This window comes from Dietzia maris, from assembly GCF_014144855.1.
GTDB lineage: Bacteria > Actinomycetota > Actinomycetes > Mycobacteriales > Mycobacteriaceae > Dietzia > Dietzia kunjamensis.
Map to the genome: position 1 here is coordinate 1 of NZ_JAALDN010000224.1, position 17,446 is coordinate 17,446.

Sequence of the window (17,446 nt, forward strand, 5' to 3'; positions counted from 1 at the left end):
TTGCCGGAACGGGGTCCCCGGGGCCGCGCGAGATGGTCCGGGCCGGCCCGTGTGGTGCGGCCGGAGCCGTGGTGGCCGCGGCGGGTGCCGCGGGCTCCGTCTCCGGGGTGGAGGGGGAGGTGTCGACGACGAGGGCGGTCTCCTCCCTCGGCTCCGCCGATTCCGCGGTGGACTCGGCGGACTGGTCGGGCACCGCGGTCGCGGGAGTGAACTTCTCGTAGTAGAAATGCGTCACCTGCAGGCCCTCGTCGTCGAGGAATCCACGCACGGCCTCGACCATCGGGGGAGGCCCACACAGGTAGATGTCGGTCGTCCCGTCATGCAGGTGCTCCGGGCGGATCAGCCCCGTGACGTACCCGCTGTTCGGGTGGGTCGTGGCCGGGTCGGCGACGACCAGATCCCAGGTCATGCCCGGGATCCGGGTGGTGAACTCGTCCAGCAGGTCCGTGTAGACCACGTCGGTGTCGAACGAGGTGCCGTAGATGAGGTGGACCGGCCGGTCGGCGGTGCGGGCGGCGGCGAGGGTCTCCAGGATCGACAGCACGGGCGCCAGGCCGGTGCCGCCCGCCAGCAAGAGCAGGGGGCGGCTGGACTCGCGGAGGAAGAAGCTCCCCATCGGACCGGTCAGCTCGAGGCGGTCGCCCACGGCGCAGCGCTGGGCCAGGTACTCCGACATCGCCCCGCCGGAGGCGTACTTGATGAGGAACGACAGGTGCCGCGAGTCCGCTCCGGTGGAGAACGAGTACGACCGCGTCTGGTCGGTACCCGGAACCGAGATGTTGACGTACTGGCCAGGCAGGAACGCCAGGGCGTCGCGGTCGTCCAACTCGACCGACAGTGCGAACGCGCCCTCGGCCAGGCGCTCGACGGCCGTGACCGTCGCCGGGTGCGCCGCGGCGGCCGTCTTGGCCACGTCGGAGGTGGTGGGGATCTGCACGACCAGGTCGGATCGCGGGACCATCTGGCAGGGCAGGCAGTATCCGGCCGCGGCCTCGTCCTCGGTGAGGGCGTCGTCGATGTAGTCGCCGCCGTCGAACTCACCGGACTCGCACAGGGACTTGCACGTCCCGCACGCTCCGTCGCGGCAGTCGAGGGGGATGTTGATCCGGGCCTTGTACGAGGCGTCGGCGACGGTCTCCATCGGACCGCAGTTGACGAAGCGCGTCACGCCGTCCTCGAAGGCCAGGGCCACTGAATAGCTCATGGGGTCTCACTCCAGGTCGCTGGCGATGTCGGCCGCGCACGCGACCGGGTGGGTGCCGGCGCCCAGGGCGGGCGCCGGCGTGGGTGTGGGATCACACCATGTAGACGTCCACGATGTGGTGGATGTAGTCGTTCTTCAGGACCACCTTCTTGTAGGTGATCAGCGGGGACTCACCGGTGACGTCGAGGGTGTAGAAGGACGTGCCGAAGTACTGGTCGGTGGTGTTGTACCGGAAGTACGACGACAGCCAGTTGAAGCGGATGTCGACCTCTCCGGGTCGGCGGTCGAGCACCTCGATGTTGCTGATGAGGTGGTTCGTCCGCGGTTCCGGCAGTGACGTCGAGGAGGAGCGCTCGGTCCGGATGCGGAACACCCGGTCCTCGATACCGGCCCGGTTCGGGTAGAAGATCAACGAGATCTCCGAGTACGGGTCGGTCGTGAGCTCACCGTCGTCGTCCCAGGCGGGCATCCAGTACATCGCGTCCTCGCGGTAGCACTCGATCCACTGCTCGAACTGGCGGTCGTCGAGCAGTCGTGCCTCGCGGAACAGGAAAGTGGAGATCTCGTCGACGGAGATCGACGCCACGGCGGGTGCGGTCATGGTCAGGCCTTTCGTGGGGCGGGGGTGGGGCGTGCGGTCGACTCGGGCCGGGTCAGGCGTCTGCCGGGACGGTCGTGCGCTGCCGGGCCCGACGCTCGTCGTCCTCGCGGGCCTGAGCCTCGGCGGCATCACGGGCGGCGGTCTCGGCCTCGAGCGCGCGCTGCATGGTCTCGAGCCAGTAGGCGTGCTGGATCGGGTACAACCCCTCGTCCTCGGTCTTGGCCCCGGAGGACAGCACGTTCTCCATGCCCAGGCCGCGGGCGGTCTCGTCCGGGCCGGTGATCTGGTGGGTGCTGCCGCGGGTCATGTCGTTCCACGGCGCGACGTCCGCCAGGTAGGTCTTCTGGCAGGACCGGAACTCCTCCAGGTCGTCCGGGGTCGCCATCCCGGTGGCGTTGAAGAAGTCCTCGTACTGACGGATCCGGGCCGCGCGGTTCTCGGCGCTCTCGCCCTTGGGGGCGATGCAGTAGATCGTCACCTCGGTCTTGTCCACCGAGACGGGCTTGAAGTGCCGGATCTGACTCGAGAACTGGTCCATCAGGTACACGTTCGGGTACAGGCACAGGTTGCGGGAGGCTCCCACCATGAACTCGGCTTTCTTGGTGCCGATCTGGTCGGCGAGCTCCTGGCGGCGGTCCCACAGCGGCCGGTCCTCGGGGTTGCCCCACCACATCCACAGGAGCAGGTGGCCGTGCTCGAACGACCAGTAGCCGCCGCCCTGCTTGCCCCAGGTGCCGGCGTCCATCGCCTTGGTCTCGTTCTTGGACTCACCCGACGAGCGGCGCGCGGTGGTCGCCGCGTAGTTCCAGTGGGTGGCCGACACGTGGTAACCGTCGGCCCCGTTCTCGGCCTGGAGCTTCCAGTTGCCGTCGAAGGTGTAGGTGGACGAGCCGCGCAGGACCTCCAGTCCCTCGGGGGACTGGTCGACCAGCATGTCGATGATGGTGCGACTGTCACCGAGGTGCTCCTCCAGCGGGAGCACGTCCGGGTTGAGGCTGCCGAACAGGAACCCGCGGTAGCTCTCGAAGCGTGCCACGCGACGCAGGTCGTGCGAGCCGTCGGTGTTGAACTGCTCGGGGTACCCGGCGTCCCGCGGGTCCTTGACCTTCAGCAGCTCCCCGGAGTTGGAGAACGTCCAGCCGTGGAACGGGCAGGTCAGGGTGGTGCGGTTGTCGGTCTTGCGCCGGCAGAGCATAGCGCCGCGGTGGGAGCAGGCGTTGATGAGGCAGTTGAGCTGCCCGTCCTTGCCGCGGGTGATCACGACGGGCTGGCGGCCGATGTCGGTGGTGAAGTAGTCGCCGACCTCCGGGATTTGGCTCTCGTGCGCCAGGTAGACCCAGTTGCCCTCGAAGATGTGCTTCATCTCGAGTTCGAAGATCTCCTCGTCCGTGAAGATGCGACGGTTGGCGCGGATGATTCCGTCCGCGGGCCGGTCCTCGAGTGCGGTCTCGAGGGTGGCCTGGACGTGGTCGAGTCGATCTGACATCGAGGGCTCCTAGCGTGGGTCGGTTCCTACCGCGACGTTGCGGCCTGCTGCCGGTGTTCCTCCACGGTGCCCTACTGTGTCTTCGATCACACTAGGGTTCTTCCTAGTCATACCTAGGTGTGCCGCGTTCGCAATGCGAACACTTTGCACGCCTCAGGTGCTAGACCTGCACCATTGCCTGAAAAGCGTTCGCTCCGCGCACGAAATACACTCTACATGTGTAGTGGGCGGTGATTGACGACACATCGAATCCGGCGCACAGTAGGGACATCGACCGGGCCCCACCGGTCCGATCCGACACCCACCCCGACCCCACCAGAGGGAGCGTCATGACCAGCACCGCAGTGCCCACCGCCGCCGGCTCCGGCTCCGCCGCGACGGACAAGTTCAAGGGCAGCCGCTTCACGTCCGACACGAGCACCGAGCGTGCGGCCGCCATCTACAAGGACGTGCTCACCAAGCTGTCCGAGGTGATCTTCGAGCACGAGGTCACCTACGACGAGTACCGCGTCCTCAAGCAGTGGCTCATCGAGGTCGGCGAGGGTGGCGAGTGGCCGCTCTGGCTGGACGTCTTCCTGGAGCACTTCATCGAGGACTCCAACAGCCGCATCTTCAACGGGACCAAGGGTTCCATCGAGGGCCCCTACTACGTGCCGAACGCCCCGGAGCTCGGAGCCAAGGGCGTCATGCCGATGCGCGAGGACGAGAAGGGCACGCAGTTCGTGTTCAAGGGCCAGGTCCGCGACCTGGACGGCACGGGCATCGAGGGCGCGTCCGTCGAGCTGTGGCACGCCGACGCCGACGGTTACTACTCGCAGTTCGACGACGGCATGGGTATCCCGGAGTGGAACCTGCGCGGCACCTTCACCACGGACGCCGAGGGCAGCTTCCACATCACCACGGTCCAGCCGGCCCCGTACCAGATCCCGCACGACGGCCCGACCGGCGAGTTCATCGCCAGCTACGGCGGCCACCCGTGGCGTCCGGCGCACCTGCACCTGAAGGTCACCGCCCCGGGCAAGCGCCTCATCACCACCCAGCTGTACTTCCAGGGTGGAAAGTGGGTCGAGGACGACGTGGCCGGGGCCGTCAAGCCCGAGCTGATCCTGGACCCGAAGCCCAACGCCGACGGGATCGACGAGGTCACCTACGACTTCGTCCTGGACCCCGTCTCCGAGAAGCGTTTCGTGGCCTGACCGGCGACGACCTCGTCTGCAATCCCCGCCCGCCCCGGCCGCCACGAGCGGCCGGGGCGTCGGCGGTCGATCCGGCCGGACCACCAACACGAAGGGCTCGAAGATGTCTGACCTGACCATCCGTTCCGTGGAGACACGGATCCTCGACGTGCCGCTCATCAGGCCGCACAAGTTCGCCACCACCACCGCCACCGCCCAGTCGATCCTCCTCGTGGCGGTGACCACCGAGTCCGGGGTCGTGGGCTACGGCGAAGGCGTCACACCGGGCGGCCCCTGGTGGGGAGGCGAGTCCGCCGAGACCATGCAGGTGCTGGTGGAGAAGTACCTGGCCCCCGTGGCCGTCGGTAGGCGGGTCGACGAGATCCCCGCCGTCCTCGAGGCGATGGAGGGCGTGGTGGCCCGCGGCCGTTTCGCCAAGGCCTCCCTCGAGATCGCCATGTTCGACGCGTGGGCCCGGTCGCTGGACGTACCCGTGCGCTCGCTGCTCGGCGGAGCGGTCCGCGACTCGATCGAGTGCACGTGGGCCCTGGGCGCGATGCCGCTCGAGGAGATGGTCGAGGAGATCGACGAACTCCTCGCCGCGGACCGTCACCGCACGTTCAAGCTGAAGATGGGCGCCCTGGACCCGGCCGAGGACGTCGCCCGCATCGCGGCGCTGGCCGAGCGCCTCGACGGCCGGGCGGGCCTTCGGGTGGACATCAACGCACGCTGGGACCGGTTCACCGCGAACGTCCACCTCCCGGCGCTCGTCGAGGCCGGCATCGAGCTGATCGAGCAGCCGACCCCCACCGAGCAGATCGAGGTGCTGGCCGAGCTCAACCGCTCGCTGCCGGTGCAGTTCATGGCCGACGAGTCGGTCCAGTCCCCGCACGACGCCCTCGAGGTGGCACGCCGGGACGCGGCCGGGGTGATCGCGGTGAAGACCACCAAGCTCGGTGGACTGACCCGGGGCAAGGAGGTCGTGGCGATCGCCCGCGCGGCCGGAATCGCCTGCCACGCCGCCACGTCGCTCGAGGGGCCGATCGGGACCGTCGCCTCACTGCATCTCGCGTGCGCCGAGCCCGGCTTCAACTACGGCTCGGAGCTCTTCGGGCCGCTGCTGCTCGCCGAGACCTACGTGACCACCCCGATCCGTTACGAGGCCGGCCGGGTCCACCTGCCGTCCGGGCCCGGGCTGGGCGTCGAGCTCGACCACGACGCCGTCGACAAGTTCACCCGCCGCTGACCGCGGCACCACACGAGAAGGAGAGCCCGACGATGGCACTGTTCCACGTCCGCATGGACGTCAACATCCCCAATGACCTGGACCCCGAGGTCCGCGCCGACACCCTGGCCCGTGAGAAAGCCTACAGCCAGGAGCTGCAGCGCTCCGGCACGTGGCGGGAGCTGTGGCGCATCGTGGGCCGGTACTCGAACATCAGCATCTTCGATGTCGAGTCCGGCGACGAACTGCACGAGATCCTCCAGGGGCTGCCGCTGTTCCCGTACATGGACATCGAGGTCATGGCCCTGACACGGCACCCGTCGCGAATCGAGTGATCGCGCCGGGCTGACCTCCCGGGCACTCCCGTCCCGCGGGAGACCACGAGACCGCCCGCCCCGAAAGGGGCGGGCGGTCTCGTGGCGCGGCTGGTGGCCGGTCAGACGCGCTCGAACACCGCCGCGAGCCCCTGGCCGCCTCCGATGCACATGGTCTCCAGGCCCCACTGCGCGTCGCGGCGCACCATCTCGCGCGACAGGGTCGCCAGCATGCGCGCCCCGGTGGCGCCGACGGGGTGGCCCAGGGAGATGCCGGAGCCGTGCGGGTTGAGGTGCTCGGAGGTGGGGTCGATGTCCCACTCGCGCATCACGGACAGGGCCTGCGCGGCGAACGCCTCGTTCAGTTCGATGACGTCCATGTCGGCGAGCGTGAGGCCGAGTCGGTCGAGCGCCTTGGCGGTGGCGGGGACCGGCCCGATGCCCATCGTCTCCGGTGCCACGCCCGCGACGGCCCACGAGGCGAGGCGGACCAGGGGGGTCAGTCCGAGGGCGGCGGCCCTGTCCGCCGTGGTGACGACGCACATCGCGGCACCGTCGTTCTGGCCGGAGGCGTTCCCGGCGGTCACGGTGGCCTCCGGGTCGGTGCGGCCCATGATGGGCCGCAGGCGCGCCAGCGCCTCGACGGAACTGTCGGCACGGGGATGCTCGTCGGTGTCGACGACGAGGTCGTCACCCTTGCGCTGCGGAACGGTCACCGGGACGATCTCCTCGGCGAACGCCCTGGACTCCTGCGCGGCCACGGCCCGCTGGTGGGACTGCACGGCCAACCGGTCCTGCTCGTCCCGGCTGATGCCGTACTCACGACGGAGGTTCTCCGCGGTCTCGATCATCCCGCCGTCGATGATGTGCGAGCGTCCGCCGACGGTCGTGCGGGCCCGGCCGAGACGGTCGACCAGCGAGATCCCGTCCCCGCGGATGCCCCAGCGGGGGCTCGGGGAGGCGTAGAACTCCACCTGGCTCATCGACTCGACGCCGCCGGCGACCACGAGGTCCATGCCGCCGGAGGCGACCTGGAGTGCGCCGCTGATGATCGCCTGGAGTCCGGAGCCGCAACGCCGGTCGAGTTGCATGCCCGGCACGTCGATCCCCAGAGGGGAGTCGAGTGCGGCGATGCGGCCGATGGCGGGTCCCTCGCCGTTCGGGGAGCCCTGTCCCAGCACCACGTCGTCGACGTCGGCTCCGGTCAGTCCGGTGCGCTCGACGAGGGCGGTGAGCAGGCAGGTGGCCAGGGTGTTCGCGTCCAGGTCGCGGAACACCCCGCCAAAGCGTCCCACGGGGGTGCGCAGGGGTTGGCAGATGACGACGTCACGCATGGATTTTCCTCAGTTCGGGTTCAGCGGTTGACGATGGCGAGGTCGGCCGACAGTGCGCGGGCGGTGGCCAGCAGTTCGGGGATGACCTCGCCTGTGAGCTGGTCGGGGGAGTAGCGGGCGGCGTGGGTGGAGACGTTGAGGGCCGCGCTGACCGCGCCGTGGCGGTCGTGGACCGGGGCGGCCACCGAGCGCAGGCCGGGCTCGAGTTCCTGGTCGACGACGCACCACCCGCGCTCGGCCACCCGCGCCAGCTCCGCGCGGAGCGCTGACTCGTCGGCGAGGCCGTGGGGGGTGAGCGCCCGCAGGTCCGTCGCGGCGAGGTAGGCGTCGAGGTCCTCGGCGGGGAGCGAGGCGAGCAGGACCCGCCCCATCGACGTGGCGTAGGCGGGGAACCGGGTTCCGATGGTGATGCCGATGGTCATGATGCGACGCACCTGGACGCGCCCCACGTAGACGATGTCGGGGCCGTCGAGCACCGCCACGGACGAGGATTCGCCGAGTCGCGAGCTGAGCTTCTCCAGGTGCGGTTGGGCGAGATCGGTCAGCGGGAGCGCCGACAGGTAGCTGTACCCGAGGTCGAGGACCCGGGGGGTGAGCCAGAAGACCGAGTCGGCCGTGTCCACGTAGCCCAGTTCGACGAGGGTGTGGAGGAAGCGGCGGGCGGTCGCCCGGGTCAGTCCGGTGTTGCGCGCGACGTCACTGAGGGTCTGGCGTGGCTGGCGGGCGTCGAATGCCCGGATGACCGCCAGGCCGCGCGCGAGCGACTGGACGAAGTCGGGGGAGGCCGGGCGGTCGCCGCCGTCGTCCACGGACCCGGCCGGGGTCGACACCACGTCGGGGCGGGTCACGCCGCGCCCGTGTTTCGTGCGGCGTCGAGGTGTCGGCGGAGCACGTCGGTGATGCGGTCAGGGATCTCGACGGTGGGCACGTGGGCCGCCGGGGAGACGACGACGAAGTCCGCTCCGGGCACCCCGTCGGCGATCTCGCGCAGTACCTCCGGGGGAGTGGAGGGGTCCTCGTCCCCCGCGAGCACGAGGGTGGGGCAGGAGATCCGACCCAGCTCGGCGCGGTTGTCCCAGCCGGCCAGCGCGTCGCAGCAGGAGGCGTATCCCTCGGCCGGGGTGCCCAGGACCATCTCGCGGAGCCCGGCGACCAGCTCGGGCTCGGCCTCGGCCCGCGCGGCGGTGATCCACCGTGCGACGACGGCGTCGGCGACCGCGGCCGTCCCGCCCTCGCGGACCGCGGTGGCGCGATCGGCCCAGCCGGACGGTTCACCGAACTTCGCGGCGGTGCACAGGAGGGCGGTGGAGAGCACGCGGGTGGGTTCGTGGACGGCGAGCCACTGGGCCACCGCGCCACCGAGCGAGAGTCCGGCCACGTGGAACCGGTCCACGTCGATCGAGTCGAGCAGGGCCAGAACGTCGGCGGCCAGGTCGGCGATCGTGCACGGCCCGGGGACGACCTCGGACGTGCCGTGGCCTCGGTGGTCCACCGCGACCACGGTGTGGTCGCGGGACAGGTCCCGGACCTGCGCGTCCCACATCGAACGGTCGGACCCGAGTGATCCGAGGAGGACGAGGACGGGGGTGTCGGCGGACCGGGGTCCACTGACCTCGTGGGACAGGGTGGCGGGCATGGTGTCGGTCCTCTCGTGCGTCTGGTTTCCGGTTCGGGACCACGATACGCGGAGATCGTGCGAAGGGCGAACAGTTGTACAAGATGCGAACACGGGCTATGGTGTGTGACATGACCAACAAGATCTTCTCGTCGGCCGCGGACGCGGTCGCGGACATCCCCGACGGTGCCTCCCTGGCCGTGGGCGGGTTCGGTCTGGTCGGCATCCCCGCCGTCCTCATCGACGCGCTCCTCGAGCAGGGCGCCACCGACCTGAGCACGGTGAGCAACAACTGCGGCACCGACGGTTTCGGCCTGGGCAAGCTTCTGGAATCGCACCGGATCACCCGGACCACGGCCTCGTATGTCGGCGCCAACAAGGAGTTCGCCCGCCAGTACCTCTCCGGCGAGCTCGAGGTGGAGCTCACGCCGCAGGGCACGCTCGCCGAGCGCATGCGGGCCGGAGGCGCCGGCATCCCCGCCTTCTACACCCCGGCCGGCGTCGGCACGATGGTCGCCGACGGGGGCCTGCCGCTGCGTTATGACGGCGAGGGGGGCGTCGCCAAGGCGTCCGAGCCCAAGGAGGTCCGGGTCTTCGACGGCGAACAGTACGTCCTCGAGCGCGGGATCGTCACCGACTTCGCCCTGGTCCACGCCCACAGGGCCGACACCATGGGCAACCTGCAGTTCCGTGGGACGGCCCGCAACTTCAACCCGGACGTGGCCATGGCCGGTCGGATCACGATCGTGCAGGCCGAGGAGGTCGTCGAGCCGGGCGGGATCGACCCGGCCAACGTCCACATCCCCGGCATCTTCGTCCAACGGATCGTCGAGGTCGGCCGCCAGGAGACCGGCGTCGAGATCCGCACCACCAGGGAGGCCTGAGCCATGAGCTGGACCCACGAGCAGATGGCGGCCCGCATCGCCGCGGATTTCACCGACGGCCAGTACGTCAACCTCGGTATCGGTATGCCCACCCTCATCCCCGGTTGTCTTCCCGAGAGTGTGCAGGTGACCCTCCACTCGGAGAACGGCATCCTCGGCGTCGGACCGTACCCGACGGACGACGAGCTCGACCCCGAGATGATCAACGCAGGCAAGGAGACCATCACCGCCGAGGCGGGGGCGGCGTTCTTCTCGTCGTCGGAGTCCTTCGCCATGATCCGCGGCGGTCACGTCGACGTCGCCGTCCTCGGCGCTATGCAGGTCTCGCAGTCCGGCGACCTGTCCAACTGGATGGTCCCCGGCGCCATGGTCAAGGGCATGGGCGGTGCGATGGACCTCGTCCACGGCGCCGACCGCGTGATCGTGATGATGGACCACGTCACCCGCAAGGGCGACCTCAAGCTCATGCAGGAGAACACGCTCCCGTACACGGGCAAGGGCTGCGTCCAGCGGGTCGTCACTGACCTGTGCGTCCTCGACATCGCGCCGGAGGGCTTCCGGCTCGTCGAACTGGCGCCGGGCGTGACGATCGACGAGGTCCGCCGGAAGACGGGCGCCGAGATCCACGCCTGAGTCGACGCTCGGGTGGACGTCAGGTGTACACCGCCCGCGGAGGCGGGAGGCGGGGTCGGTTTCTCACTACTGTGGGAACAGACCCCGTCGTCGTCTCCGGAAGGTCCGCCCCACATGAGCACCTCCACCCCGGCCACCGTGACCGTCACCGGCGCCGCCGGAAAGATCGCCTACTCGTTGCTGTTCCGTCTCGCCTCCGGGCTGGTGTTCGGGCCCGGGACCCCGGTCCGCCTGCGTCTGCTCGACATCCCGTCGGCCGTGGTCGCGGCGGAGGGCGTCGCGATGGAGATCGAGGACTGCGCGCTCCCGCTGGTCGAGTCGATCGAGATCACCGACGACGTGGACACCGCGTTCGACGGCGCCAAGGCGGCATTCCTGGTGGGCGCCAGGCCGCGCGGCAAGGGGATGGAGCGCGCCGACCTGCTCACCGCCAACGGGGCGATCTTCCGGGAACAGGGCCGCGCCATCAACGCCCACGCCGCCGACGACGTGCGGGTGGTGGTGGTGGGCAACCCCGCCAACACCAACGCCTACATCGCCCACCGACACGCGCCCGACGTCCCCGCCGGTCGCTTCACCGCCCTGATGCGGCTCGACCACAACCGCGCGCTCAGCCAGCTCGCCACCCGGCTGGGAGCACCGGTCGCCGACCTGGACGGGGTGGTGGTCTGGGGCAACCACTCGGCCACCCAGTTCCCCGACGTGTCGTACCTGACGCGACGAGGCGAGCCGGTCACCTCCGGGCTCGACGAGGAGTGGTTGGCCGACACGTTCATCCCACGGGTCGCGAACCGGGGAGCCGAGATCATCTCGGTGCGCGGATCGTCGTCGGCCGCCTCGGCCGCCGGCGCGGCGGTCGACCAGATGCGCGACTGGGTGCACGGCACCAGTGGGGAGGGCTGGACCACGGTCGCACTGCCGTCGGAGGGGCAGTACGGCACCGTGCCGGGTGTGGTGACGGGGTTGCCCTGCCGCAGCCGCGGCGCGCAGTGGGAGGTCGTCGAGGGACTGGCGATCGGGGACTTCCAACGAGCCCGCATCGACGCGTCGGTGGCGGAACTGGTCTCGGAGCGTGACGCCGTTCACGGACTGGGACTGGCCGACTGACCTCGGGTGCGCCGGGGCTGACGGCGTGTGCCGGGCCCCGGCGTCCACGGCCTAGGATGGTCGGGTGACGACTCCAGCTTCTGCCTCCCCGAACACCGACCGCGCGGACGCCCTGCCCGCCTCCTGGACCCCAGGTGAGGTGGAAGGCGGGCTGTACCAGCGCTGGGTGGAGGCCGGCTACTTCGAGGCCGACCCGTCCAGCGACAAGCCCGCCTACTCGGTGGTGTTGCCGCCGCCCAACGTCACGGGCAGCCTGCACATGGGCCACGCGCTCGACCACACCCTCATGGACGTGCTCACGCGGCGCAAGCGCATGCAGGGCTTCGAGGTCCTGTGGCTGCCCGGCATGGACCATGCCGGGATCGCCACGCAGACCCTCGTGGACCGCAAGCTCCGCGACGAGGGGATCGACCGCCACGAGATCGGCCGCGAGGCGTTCATCGAGAAGGTCTGGGAATGGAAGCGCGCGTCCGGTGGGACCATCGGGGAGCAGATGCGTCGCCTCGGCGACGGTGTCGACTGGTCGCGTGAGCGGTTCACCCTCGACGACGGACTGTCGCGCGCGGTGCAGACCATCTTCAAGGAGCTCTACGACAGCGGTCTGATCTACCGCGCCGAGCGACTGGTCAACTGGTCGCCCACCCTGCAGACCGCGATCTCGGACATCGAGGTCAAGTACGCGGACGTCGAGGGCGAGCTGGTGAGCTTCCGCTACGGCTCGATGGACGATTCCGAGCCGCACCTGGTCGTGGCCACGACCCGGCTCGAGACGATGCTCGGTGACACCGCGATCGCCGTCCATCCCTCCGACGAGCGCTACGCGCACCTGGTGGGCACGGAGATCCCGCACCCGTTCCGCGACGGGTGGACCATGCGCGTGGTCGCGGACGACTACGTCGATCCCGAGTTCGGGACCGGCGCGGTGAAGGTCACGCCCGCGCACGACCCCAACGACTTCGCGATCGGCCAGCGTCACGGCCTCGAGATGCCCACGATCATGGACGCCACCGGCCACATCACCGGGACCGGGACCCGCTACGACGGCATGGACCGTTTCGACGCCCGCAAGGCGGTCCGGGAGGACCTCGCCGAGCAGGGGCGCATCGTCAAGGAGGTGCGTCCGTACCTGCACTCGGTGGGCCACTCCGAACGGTCCGGCGAACCGATCGAGCCGCGGCTGTCGCTCCAGTGGTGGGTGCGGGTCGAGGAACTGGCGAGGATGGCCGGGGACGCCGTGCGCGACGGTGACACGGTGATCCACCCGACGAGCCAGGAACCGCGCTGGTTCGACTGGGTCGACGACATGCACGACTGGTGCATCTCCCGCCAACTGTGGTGGGGTCACCGCATCCCGATCTGGTACGGCCCCGACGGCGACGTGGTCTGCGTGGGACCCGGCGAGGAGCCGCCCGCCGGATACACCCAGGACACCGACGTGCTCGACACGTGGTTCTCCTCCGGACTGTGGCCGTTCTCCACCATGGGCTGGCCCGATCGCACCGCCGACCTCGAGCGGTTCTACCCGACGTCCGTCCTGGTCACCGGGTACGACATCCTGTTCTTCTGGGTCGCCCGGATGATGATGTTCGGCACCTTCGTGGGCCGGACCCTCACCGGCGACAAGGCCGCTCCGGGGAAGGTTCCGTTCACCGACGTCTTCCTCCACGGCCTCGTGCGCGACGAGCACGGCCAGAAGATGTCCAAGTCCAAGGGCAACGGCATCGACCCGCTCGACTGGGTGGACCGCTTCGGCGCCGATGCCCTGCGCTTCACCCTGGCCCGCGGGGCCAACCCGGGCGGCGACCTGTCGGTCGGGGACGACGCCGCCCAGGCGTCGCGCAACTTCGCCACCAAGCTGTTCAACGCCACCCGCTTCGCGCTGATGAACGGGGCGAAGGTGGGCGAACTGCCCGCCGCGTCCGCGCTCACCGACGCCGACCGGTGGATCCTGCATCGCCTCGGGGAGGTGCGGGTGGGCGTCGACGACGCGCTGGACCGCTACGAGTTCTCCAAGGCGTGCGAGGCCCTGTACCACTTCGCCTGGGACGAGGTGTGCGACTGGTACCTCGAGCTCGCGAAGGTCCAGTTCGGTTCGGACGACGCCGCGCGCGCGTCCGAGCGGGCGGAGAACACGAGACTCGTCCTCGGACACGTGTTGGACGTCCTCATGCGGATGCTGCACCCGGTCATCCCGTTCGTCACGGAGACGCTGTGGACGGCACTGACCGAGCGGGAGTCCGTGGTGGTCGCGGACTGGCCCACCGACGTGGCGCCGGCCGATGACGCCACGGAGCCGGTCCGCCGCGTGGCCGACGCCCAGACCCTCGTCACGGAGATCCGGCGGTTCCGCTCCGACCAGGGCCTCAAGCCCGGTCAGCGGGTGCCGGCACGGATCTCCGGCGTCGACGCCGCCGACCTGCCGGCGGACCTGCTCGCCCAGGTGTGCGCACTCGCCCGGCTGACCCCGGCCGCCGAGGACTTCACCGCGACGGCCTCGCTCGAGGTCCGGCTCGGGTTGTCGACTGTGGACGTGGAGATCGACACCTCCGGGACGATCGACCTCGCCGCCGAGCGACGCCGGTTGGAGAAGGATCTCGCCGCCGCCCGCAAGGAACTCGAGACCACCGGTGCCAAACTCGGCAACGAGGCGTTCCTGGGCAAGGCGCCCGACCACGTCGTCGACAAGATCCGCGGTCGCCGCGACCTCGCCGAGGCGGATGTCGCCCGGATCGCCGCCCGGCTCGAGTCGATGCCGGTAGGAAGTGACCCCGCGTGAGCGATCGACAGTGGCTCCCACCGCACGACCCGAGCGAGGGGTGGGACACCCCGACCGAGGAGGACGTCGCCGAGATGCTCGGCGAGGACGGTCTCGTCTCGGGCGTCCCGCTCGGTGGTCCGATCCCGGGTGACGAGGACGGCGACGGCGACGATCACCTGCCGCCGCGCCCGGTCCCCGAGGTCGGCAGCCCCGAATGGCAGGCCGACGCGGCTGACCTGGCCGCGGTCGAGGAGGAACTGACGACCCGCTGGCCGGAGTCCCGGCTCGAGCCGAGCCTGGACCGGATCGCCGAGCTGATGTCCGTGCTCGGCGACCCGCAACACGCGTACCCCGTGGTCCACGTGGCGGGCACCAACGGCAAGACATCGGTCACGCGGATGGTCGACGCGCTGCTGCGGGCCCTGCACCAGCGCACCGGACGCAACTCCAGCCCCCACCTTCAGAGCGTCACCGAGCGCATCGCGCTCGACGGGGAGCCGGTCACCGCCCGCACCTTCGTGGACACCTATCGCGAGCTCCAGCCCTATCTCGAGCTCGTCGACCAGCGGTCCGAGGAGGCCGGCGGCCCACGCATGAGCTACTTCGAGGTGCTGACCGCGATGGCGTTCGCCGCGTTCGCCGACGCACCGGTCGAGGTGGCGGTCGTGGAGACGGGGATGGGCGGGACGTGGGACGCCACGAACGTGGTCCGGCCCGCCGTCGCCGTGATCACCCCCGTCGGCCTGGACCACACCGACTACCTGGGCGAGGACCTCGCGACGATCGCGGGGGAGAAGGCCGGGATCATCCAGCCGGGCCCGGAGGACGATCTGCTGCCGCGGGACCCGATCGCCGTGATCGGGCGCCAGGAGCCTGAGGCCATGGACGTCCTGTTGCGTCGCGCCGTGGAGGTGGGCGCGGTCGTCGCCCGCCTCGGTTCGGAGTTCGACGTGGTCGAGCGGCGGGTCGCCGTCGGCGGCCAGCAGCTCACCCTGCGGGGCCTCGGGGGCGAGTACCCCGAGGTGTTCCTCCCGCTGTTCGGGGAGCACCAGGCCGAGAACGCAGCGACCGCGCTCGCGGCCGTCGAGGCGTTCTTCGGCGCGGGCCCGGACAGGGCCCTGGACCCGGAACTCATCCGTGCCGGCTTCGCTGCGGTCGACAATCCCGGGCGCCTCGAGCGGCTCAGCTCCAGCCCCACCGTCCTGGTGGACGCCGCCCACAACGGGCACGGCGGACGCGCACTTGCCGAGGCGGTCACCTCGGAGTTCGATTTCAAGCGGCTGGTCGCCGTGGTCGCGATGCTCGACGGCAAGGACGCCGACGCGTTCCTCGCCGCACTCGAGCCGGTGGTGGAGGAGGTCGTCGTCACCCGGGCCGCCTCACCGCGCGCGATGGACCCGGGCGACCTCGCACGCATCGCCGAGGAACGGTTCACCGCCCAGCGCGTCCACGTGGTGGACACCCTGCCCGACGCGGTCAGCGCGGCCCTCGACCTGGTCGGGGTCCCGGATCCGACCGCGGACGACGACGTCTCGGGCGTCGGTGTGCTCATCACGGGTTCCGTGGTGACCGCCGGGGCCGCCCGCAGCCTGTTCGGAAAGGACGCACAGTGACCGACCCGACCCCCGGCCCCCGGGGCGCCGCGCACGAGCCCTCTGTGGACCCCTGGAAGGGGCTGCGGGGCATCATGGCCGGCACTCTCGTCCTCGAGGCGATCGTGATCGGTCTGGTGCTGACGGTCATCGCCCGGCTCGACGGCGGCGCCCACTTCCAACCGTGGAAGGTGTGGTTCGTCAGCCTCCTCGCGGTCGCGATGCTCGTGGCCAGTGGACTCCAGCGCAAGCCCTGGGCGATCCCGCTGAACCTCACGCTCGCGGGTCTGGCCGTCGCCGGCTGGGCCGTGCACTGGTCGATGGGGGTCTGCGGGCTCATGTTCGCCGCGGTCTGGGCGTACATCCTGTACCTGCGCCGGGACCTGACCCGCCGGATGGCCGGTGGCTATCTGCCCAGCCAGCACGACTGACGGCTCCGGACGGTCGGCGTGGACACCGGGCTTGTAGGATCGCCCTCGTGACCGAGAGAACTTTCTTCCTCATCAAGCCCGACGGTGTCGAGCGCGCGCTGACCGGGACCATCCTGGCCCGTATCGAGGCCAAGGGCCTCAAGATCGTCGCCATGGACATGCGTCAGGTGTCCCGGGAGACGGCGGCCGAGCACTACGCCGAGCACTCCGAGCGTCCGTTCTACGGGGACCTGCTCGAGTTCATCACCTCCGGTCCGGTCGTCGCCGGCGTGCTCGAGGGCCCCCGGGCGATCGCCGCGTGGCGTCAGCTCGCCGGGGGCACCGACCCTGTGGAGAAGGCCGCGCCCGGCTCCATCCGTGGCGACTTCGGTCTCGAGACCCAGTTCAACCTCGTCCACGGCTCGGACTCCGAGGAGTCCGCCGCCAGTGAGATCGCGCTCTGGTTCCCCGGTCTGTAGATCCCCGTCCTCCCGCAGTGATCGAGCTGCGCGCGCCCGTCGGCCCCGAGGCCCGGCGGGCGCGTTTGCGTTCGGTGGTGCCGGGCGACGACGTTTCGGCGGCGGGTGTGGGAGAATGGTCGAAGCCCATCCTGGCGAGTGGACCACCAGTCCGCCCCGGAACGGGCGCCCGCCACCCGTGGCCCGGTTCGTCCCGGTGCCGCGGACCACAAGACGTCGTCCCACCCAGGTGGGGCCCAGACAAGAAGACGCCCGACCCCGTGCGGCGGCGTGGGTCACCGGTATCCGGTGACGTGATCGCGCCCGGAGTCCGGCCGGAGGAGACACGTGTCGGATCCGAACCTGACAATCGACGACATCAACGCGCTTCCCGAGAGGATGCGTGCGCACGCGGCCGCCAGGGCCGTGGGCATGAGCAGCAGGGAATTCCTGGCCGCCATGGCCGGGATCGGCGTGGAGATCAAGAGCGCCCAGTCCGGGGTGACCAGGCAGGTGCTGCTCGACTGGTTCACCAGCCGCGGGCAGGACACGGGGACGGCGTCCGGTGTCGCGCCGGCAGGGGACACCGGTGCCCAGGCGCCGGCGGCCGAGGCGTCCGCGACCGACGCCCCCGCCCGGAAGGCCCCGGC

General features: G+C 70.3%; 17 protein-coding genes. 11 read left to right on the forward strand and 6 right to left on the reverse strand.

Annotated features, from left to right (window positions below; all coding sequences use genetic code 11):
* From benC to benA, 3 genes are all read right to left on the reverse strand, one after another.
* A partial coding sequence (gene benC, locus G6024_RS07895; RefSeq protein ID WP_159148427.1) for a benzoate 1,2-dioxygenase electron transfer component BenC occupies positions 1-1,204 on the reverse strand: 1,204 nt, incomplete at its 3' end.
* A gap of 91 nt (positions 1,205-1,295) precedes the next feature.
* Positions 1,296-1,805 carry a benzoate 1,2-dioxygenase small subunit gene (gene benB, locus G6024_RS07900; protein ID WP_182640344.1) on the reverse strand — a complete coding sequence of 170 codons (510 nt, stop codon included), beginning with the start codon at positions 1,803-1,805 and terminating at the stop codon, positions 1,296-1,298.
* 52 nt (positions 1,806-1,857) lie between these two features.
* The gene (gene benA, locus G6024_RS07905; protein WP_159148428.1) at positions 1,858-3,291 is read right to left on the reverse strand and encodes a benzoate 1,2-dioxygenase large subunit; all 1,434 of its coding nucleotides are present in this window, start codon (positions 3,289-3,291) and stop codon (positions 1,858-1,860) included.
* 329 nt (positions 3,292-3,620) lie between these two features.
* Between benA and catA the strand changes: the two genes are divergently transcribed.
* The 3 genes from catA to catC all read left to right on the forward strand — a co-directional run bounded on the left by catA (position 3,621) and on the right by catC (position 6,026).
* Positions 3,621-4,487, forward strand: a complete 867-nt coding sequence (gene catA, locus G6024_RS07910) for a catechol 1,2-dioxygenase (protein ID WP_159148429.1) — start codon at positions 3,621-3,623, stop codon at positions 4,485-4,487.
* Positions 4,488-4,590: 103 nt separating this feature from the next.
* On the forward strand, positions 4,591-5,712 hold the full coding sequence (locus G6024_RS07915; RefSeq protein ID WP_159148430.1) for a muconate/chloromuconate family cycloisomerase: 1,122 nt from the start codon (positions 4,591-4,593) through the stop codon (positions 5,710-5,712).
* A gap of 32 nt (positions 5,713-5,744) precedes the next feature.
* Positions 5,745-6,026, forward strand: a complete 282-nt coding sequence (catC, locus tag G6024_RS07920; RefSeq protein ID WP_119193192.1) for a muconolactone Delta-isomerase — start codon at positions 5,745-5,747, stop codon at positions 6,024-6,026.
* Positions 6,027-6,127: 101 nt separating this feature from the next.
* On the opposite strand, the gene G6024_RS07925 is transcribed toward catC, so the two are convergent.
* Genes G6024_RS07925 through pcaD form a run of 3 tightly spaced genes read right to left on the reverse strand, consistent with a single transcriptional unit; the run spans position 6,128 to position 8,975 of the window.
* On the reverse strand, positions 6,128-7,339 hold the full coding sequence (locus G6024_RS07925; RefSeq protein ID WP_159148431.1) for an acetyl-CoA C-acetyltransferase: 1,212 nt from the start codon (positions 7,337-7,339) through the stop codon (positions 6,128-6,130).
* 20 nt (positions 7,340-7,359) lie between these two features.
* The gene (locus tag G6024_RS07930) at positions 7,360-8,148 is read right to left on the reverse strand and encodes an IclR family transcriptional regulator (protein WP_096907296.1); all 789 of its coding nucleotides are present in this window, start codon (positions 8,146-8,148) and stop codon (positions 7,360-7,362) included.
* Between the two features lie 35 nt (positions 8,149-8,183).
* Positions 8,184-8,975: a 3-oxoadipate enol-lactonase gene (gene pcaD, locus G6024_RS07935; RefSeq protein WP_159148432.1), complete on the reverse strand. Its 792-nt coding sequence runs from the start codon at positions 8,973-8,975 to the stop codon at positions 8,184-8,186.
* A gap of 110 nt (positions 8,976-9,085) precedes the next feature.
* Between pcaD and G6024_RS07940 the strand changes: the two genes are divergently transcribed.
* From G6024_RS07940 to G6024_RS07975, 8 genes are all read left to right on the forward strand, one after another.
* Positions 9,086-9,838 (forward strand): CoA transferase subunit A, encoded by a 753-nt coding sequence (locus G6024_RS07940; protein ID WP_120286322.1) that lies wholly within the window; start codon positions 9,086-9,088, stop codon positions 9,836-9,838.
* Between the two features lie 3 nt (positions 9,839-9,841).
* Positions 9,842-10,471 carry a 3-oxoacid CoA-transferase subunit B gene (locus G6024_RS07945; RefSeq protein WP_159148433.1) on the forward strand — a complete coding sequence of 210 codons (630 nt, stop codon included), beginning with the start codon at positions 9,842-9,844 and terminating at the stop codon, positions 10,469-10,471.
* 114 nt (positions 10,472-10,585) lie between these two features.
* The gene (locus tag G6024_RS07950; RefSeq protein ID WP_159148434.1) at positions 10,586-11,578 is read left to right on the forward strand and encodes a malate dehydrogenase; all 993 of its coding nucleotides are present in this window, start codon (positions 10,586-10,588) and stop codon (positions 11,576-11,578) included.
* A 64-nt stretch (positions 11,579-11,642) separates the two neighbouring features.
* Positions 11,643-14,354 carry a valine--tRNA ligase gene (locus G6024_RS07955; protein ID WP_159148435.1) on the forward strand — a complete coding sequence of 904 codons (2,712 nt, stop codon included), beginning with the start codon at positions 11,643-11,645 and terminating at the stop codon, positions 14,352-14,354.
* A complete protein-coding gene (gene folC, locus G6024_RS07960; protein WP_182640345.1) occupies positions 14,351-15,949 on the forward strand; it encodes a bifunctional tetrahydrofolate synthase/dihydrofolate synthase in 1,599 nt (532 codons plus the stop codon). The genes G6024_RS07955 and folC overlap by 4 nt, the downstream gene beginning before the upstream one ends.
* Entirely contained in the window at positions 15,946-16,359 is a 414-nt protein-coding gene (locus G6024_RS07965; protein WP_067719739.1) for a DUF4233 domain-containing protein, read from the forward strand. Before folC ends, G6024_RS07965 begins: the two co-directional genes overlap by 4 nt.
* 47 nt (positions 16,360-16,406) lie before the next feature.
* Positions 16,407-16,817 carry a nucleoside-diphosphate kinase gene (gene ndk / locus G6024_RS07970; protein WP_067719736.1) on the forward strand — a complete coding sequence of 137 codons (411 nt, stop codon included), beginning with the start codon at positions 16,407-16,409 and terminating at the stop codon, positions 16,815-16,817.
* Positions 16,818-17,144: 327 nt separating this feature from the next.
* A partial coding sequence (locus G6024_RS07975; RefSeq protein WP_159148436.1) for a hypothetical protein occupies positions 17,145-17,446 on the forward strand: 302 nt, incomplete at its 3' end.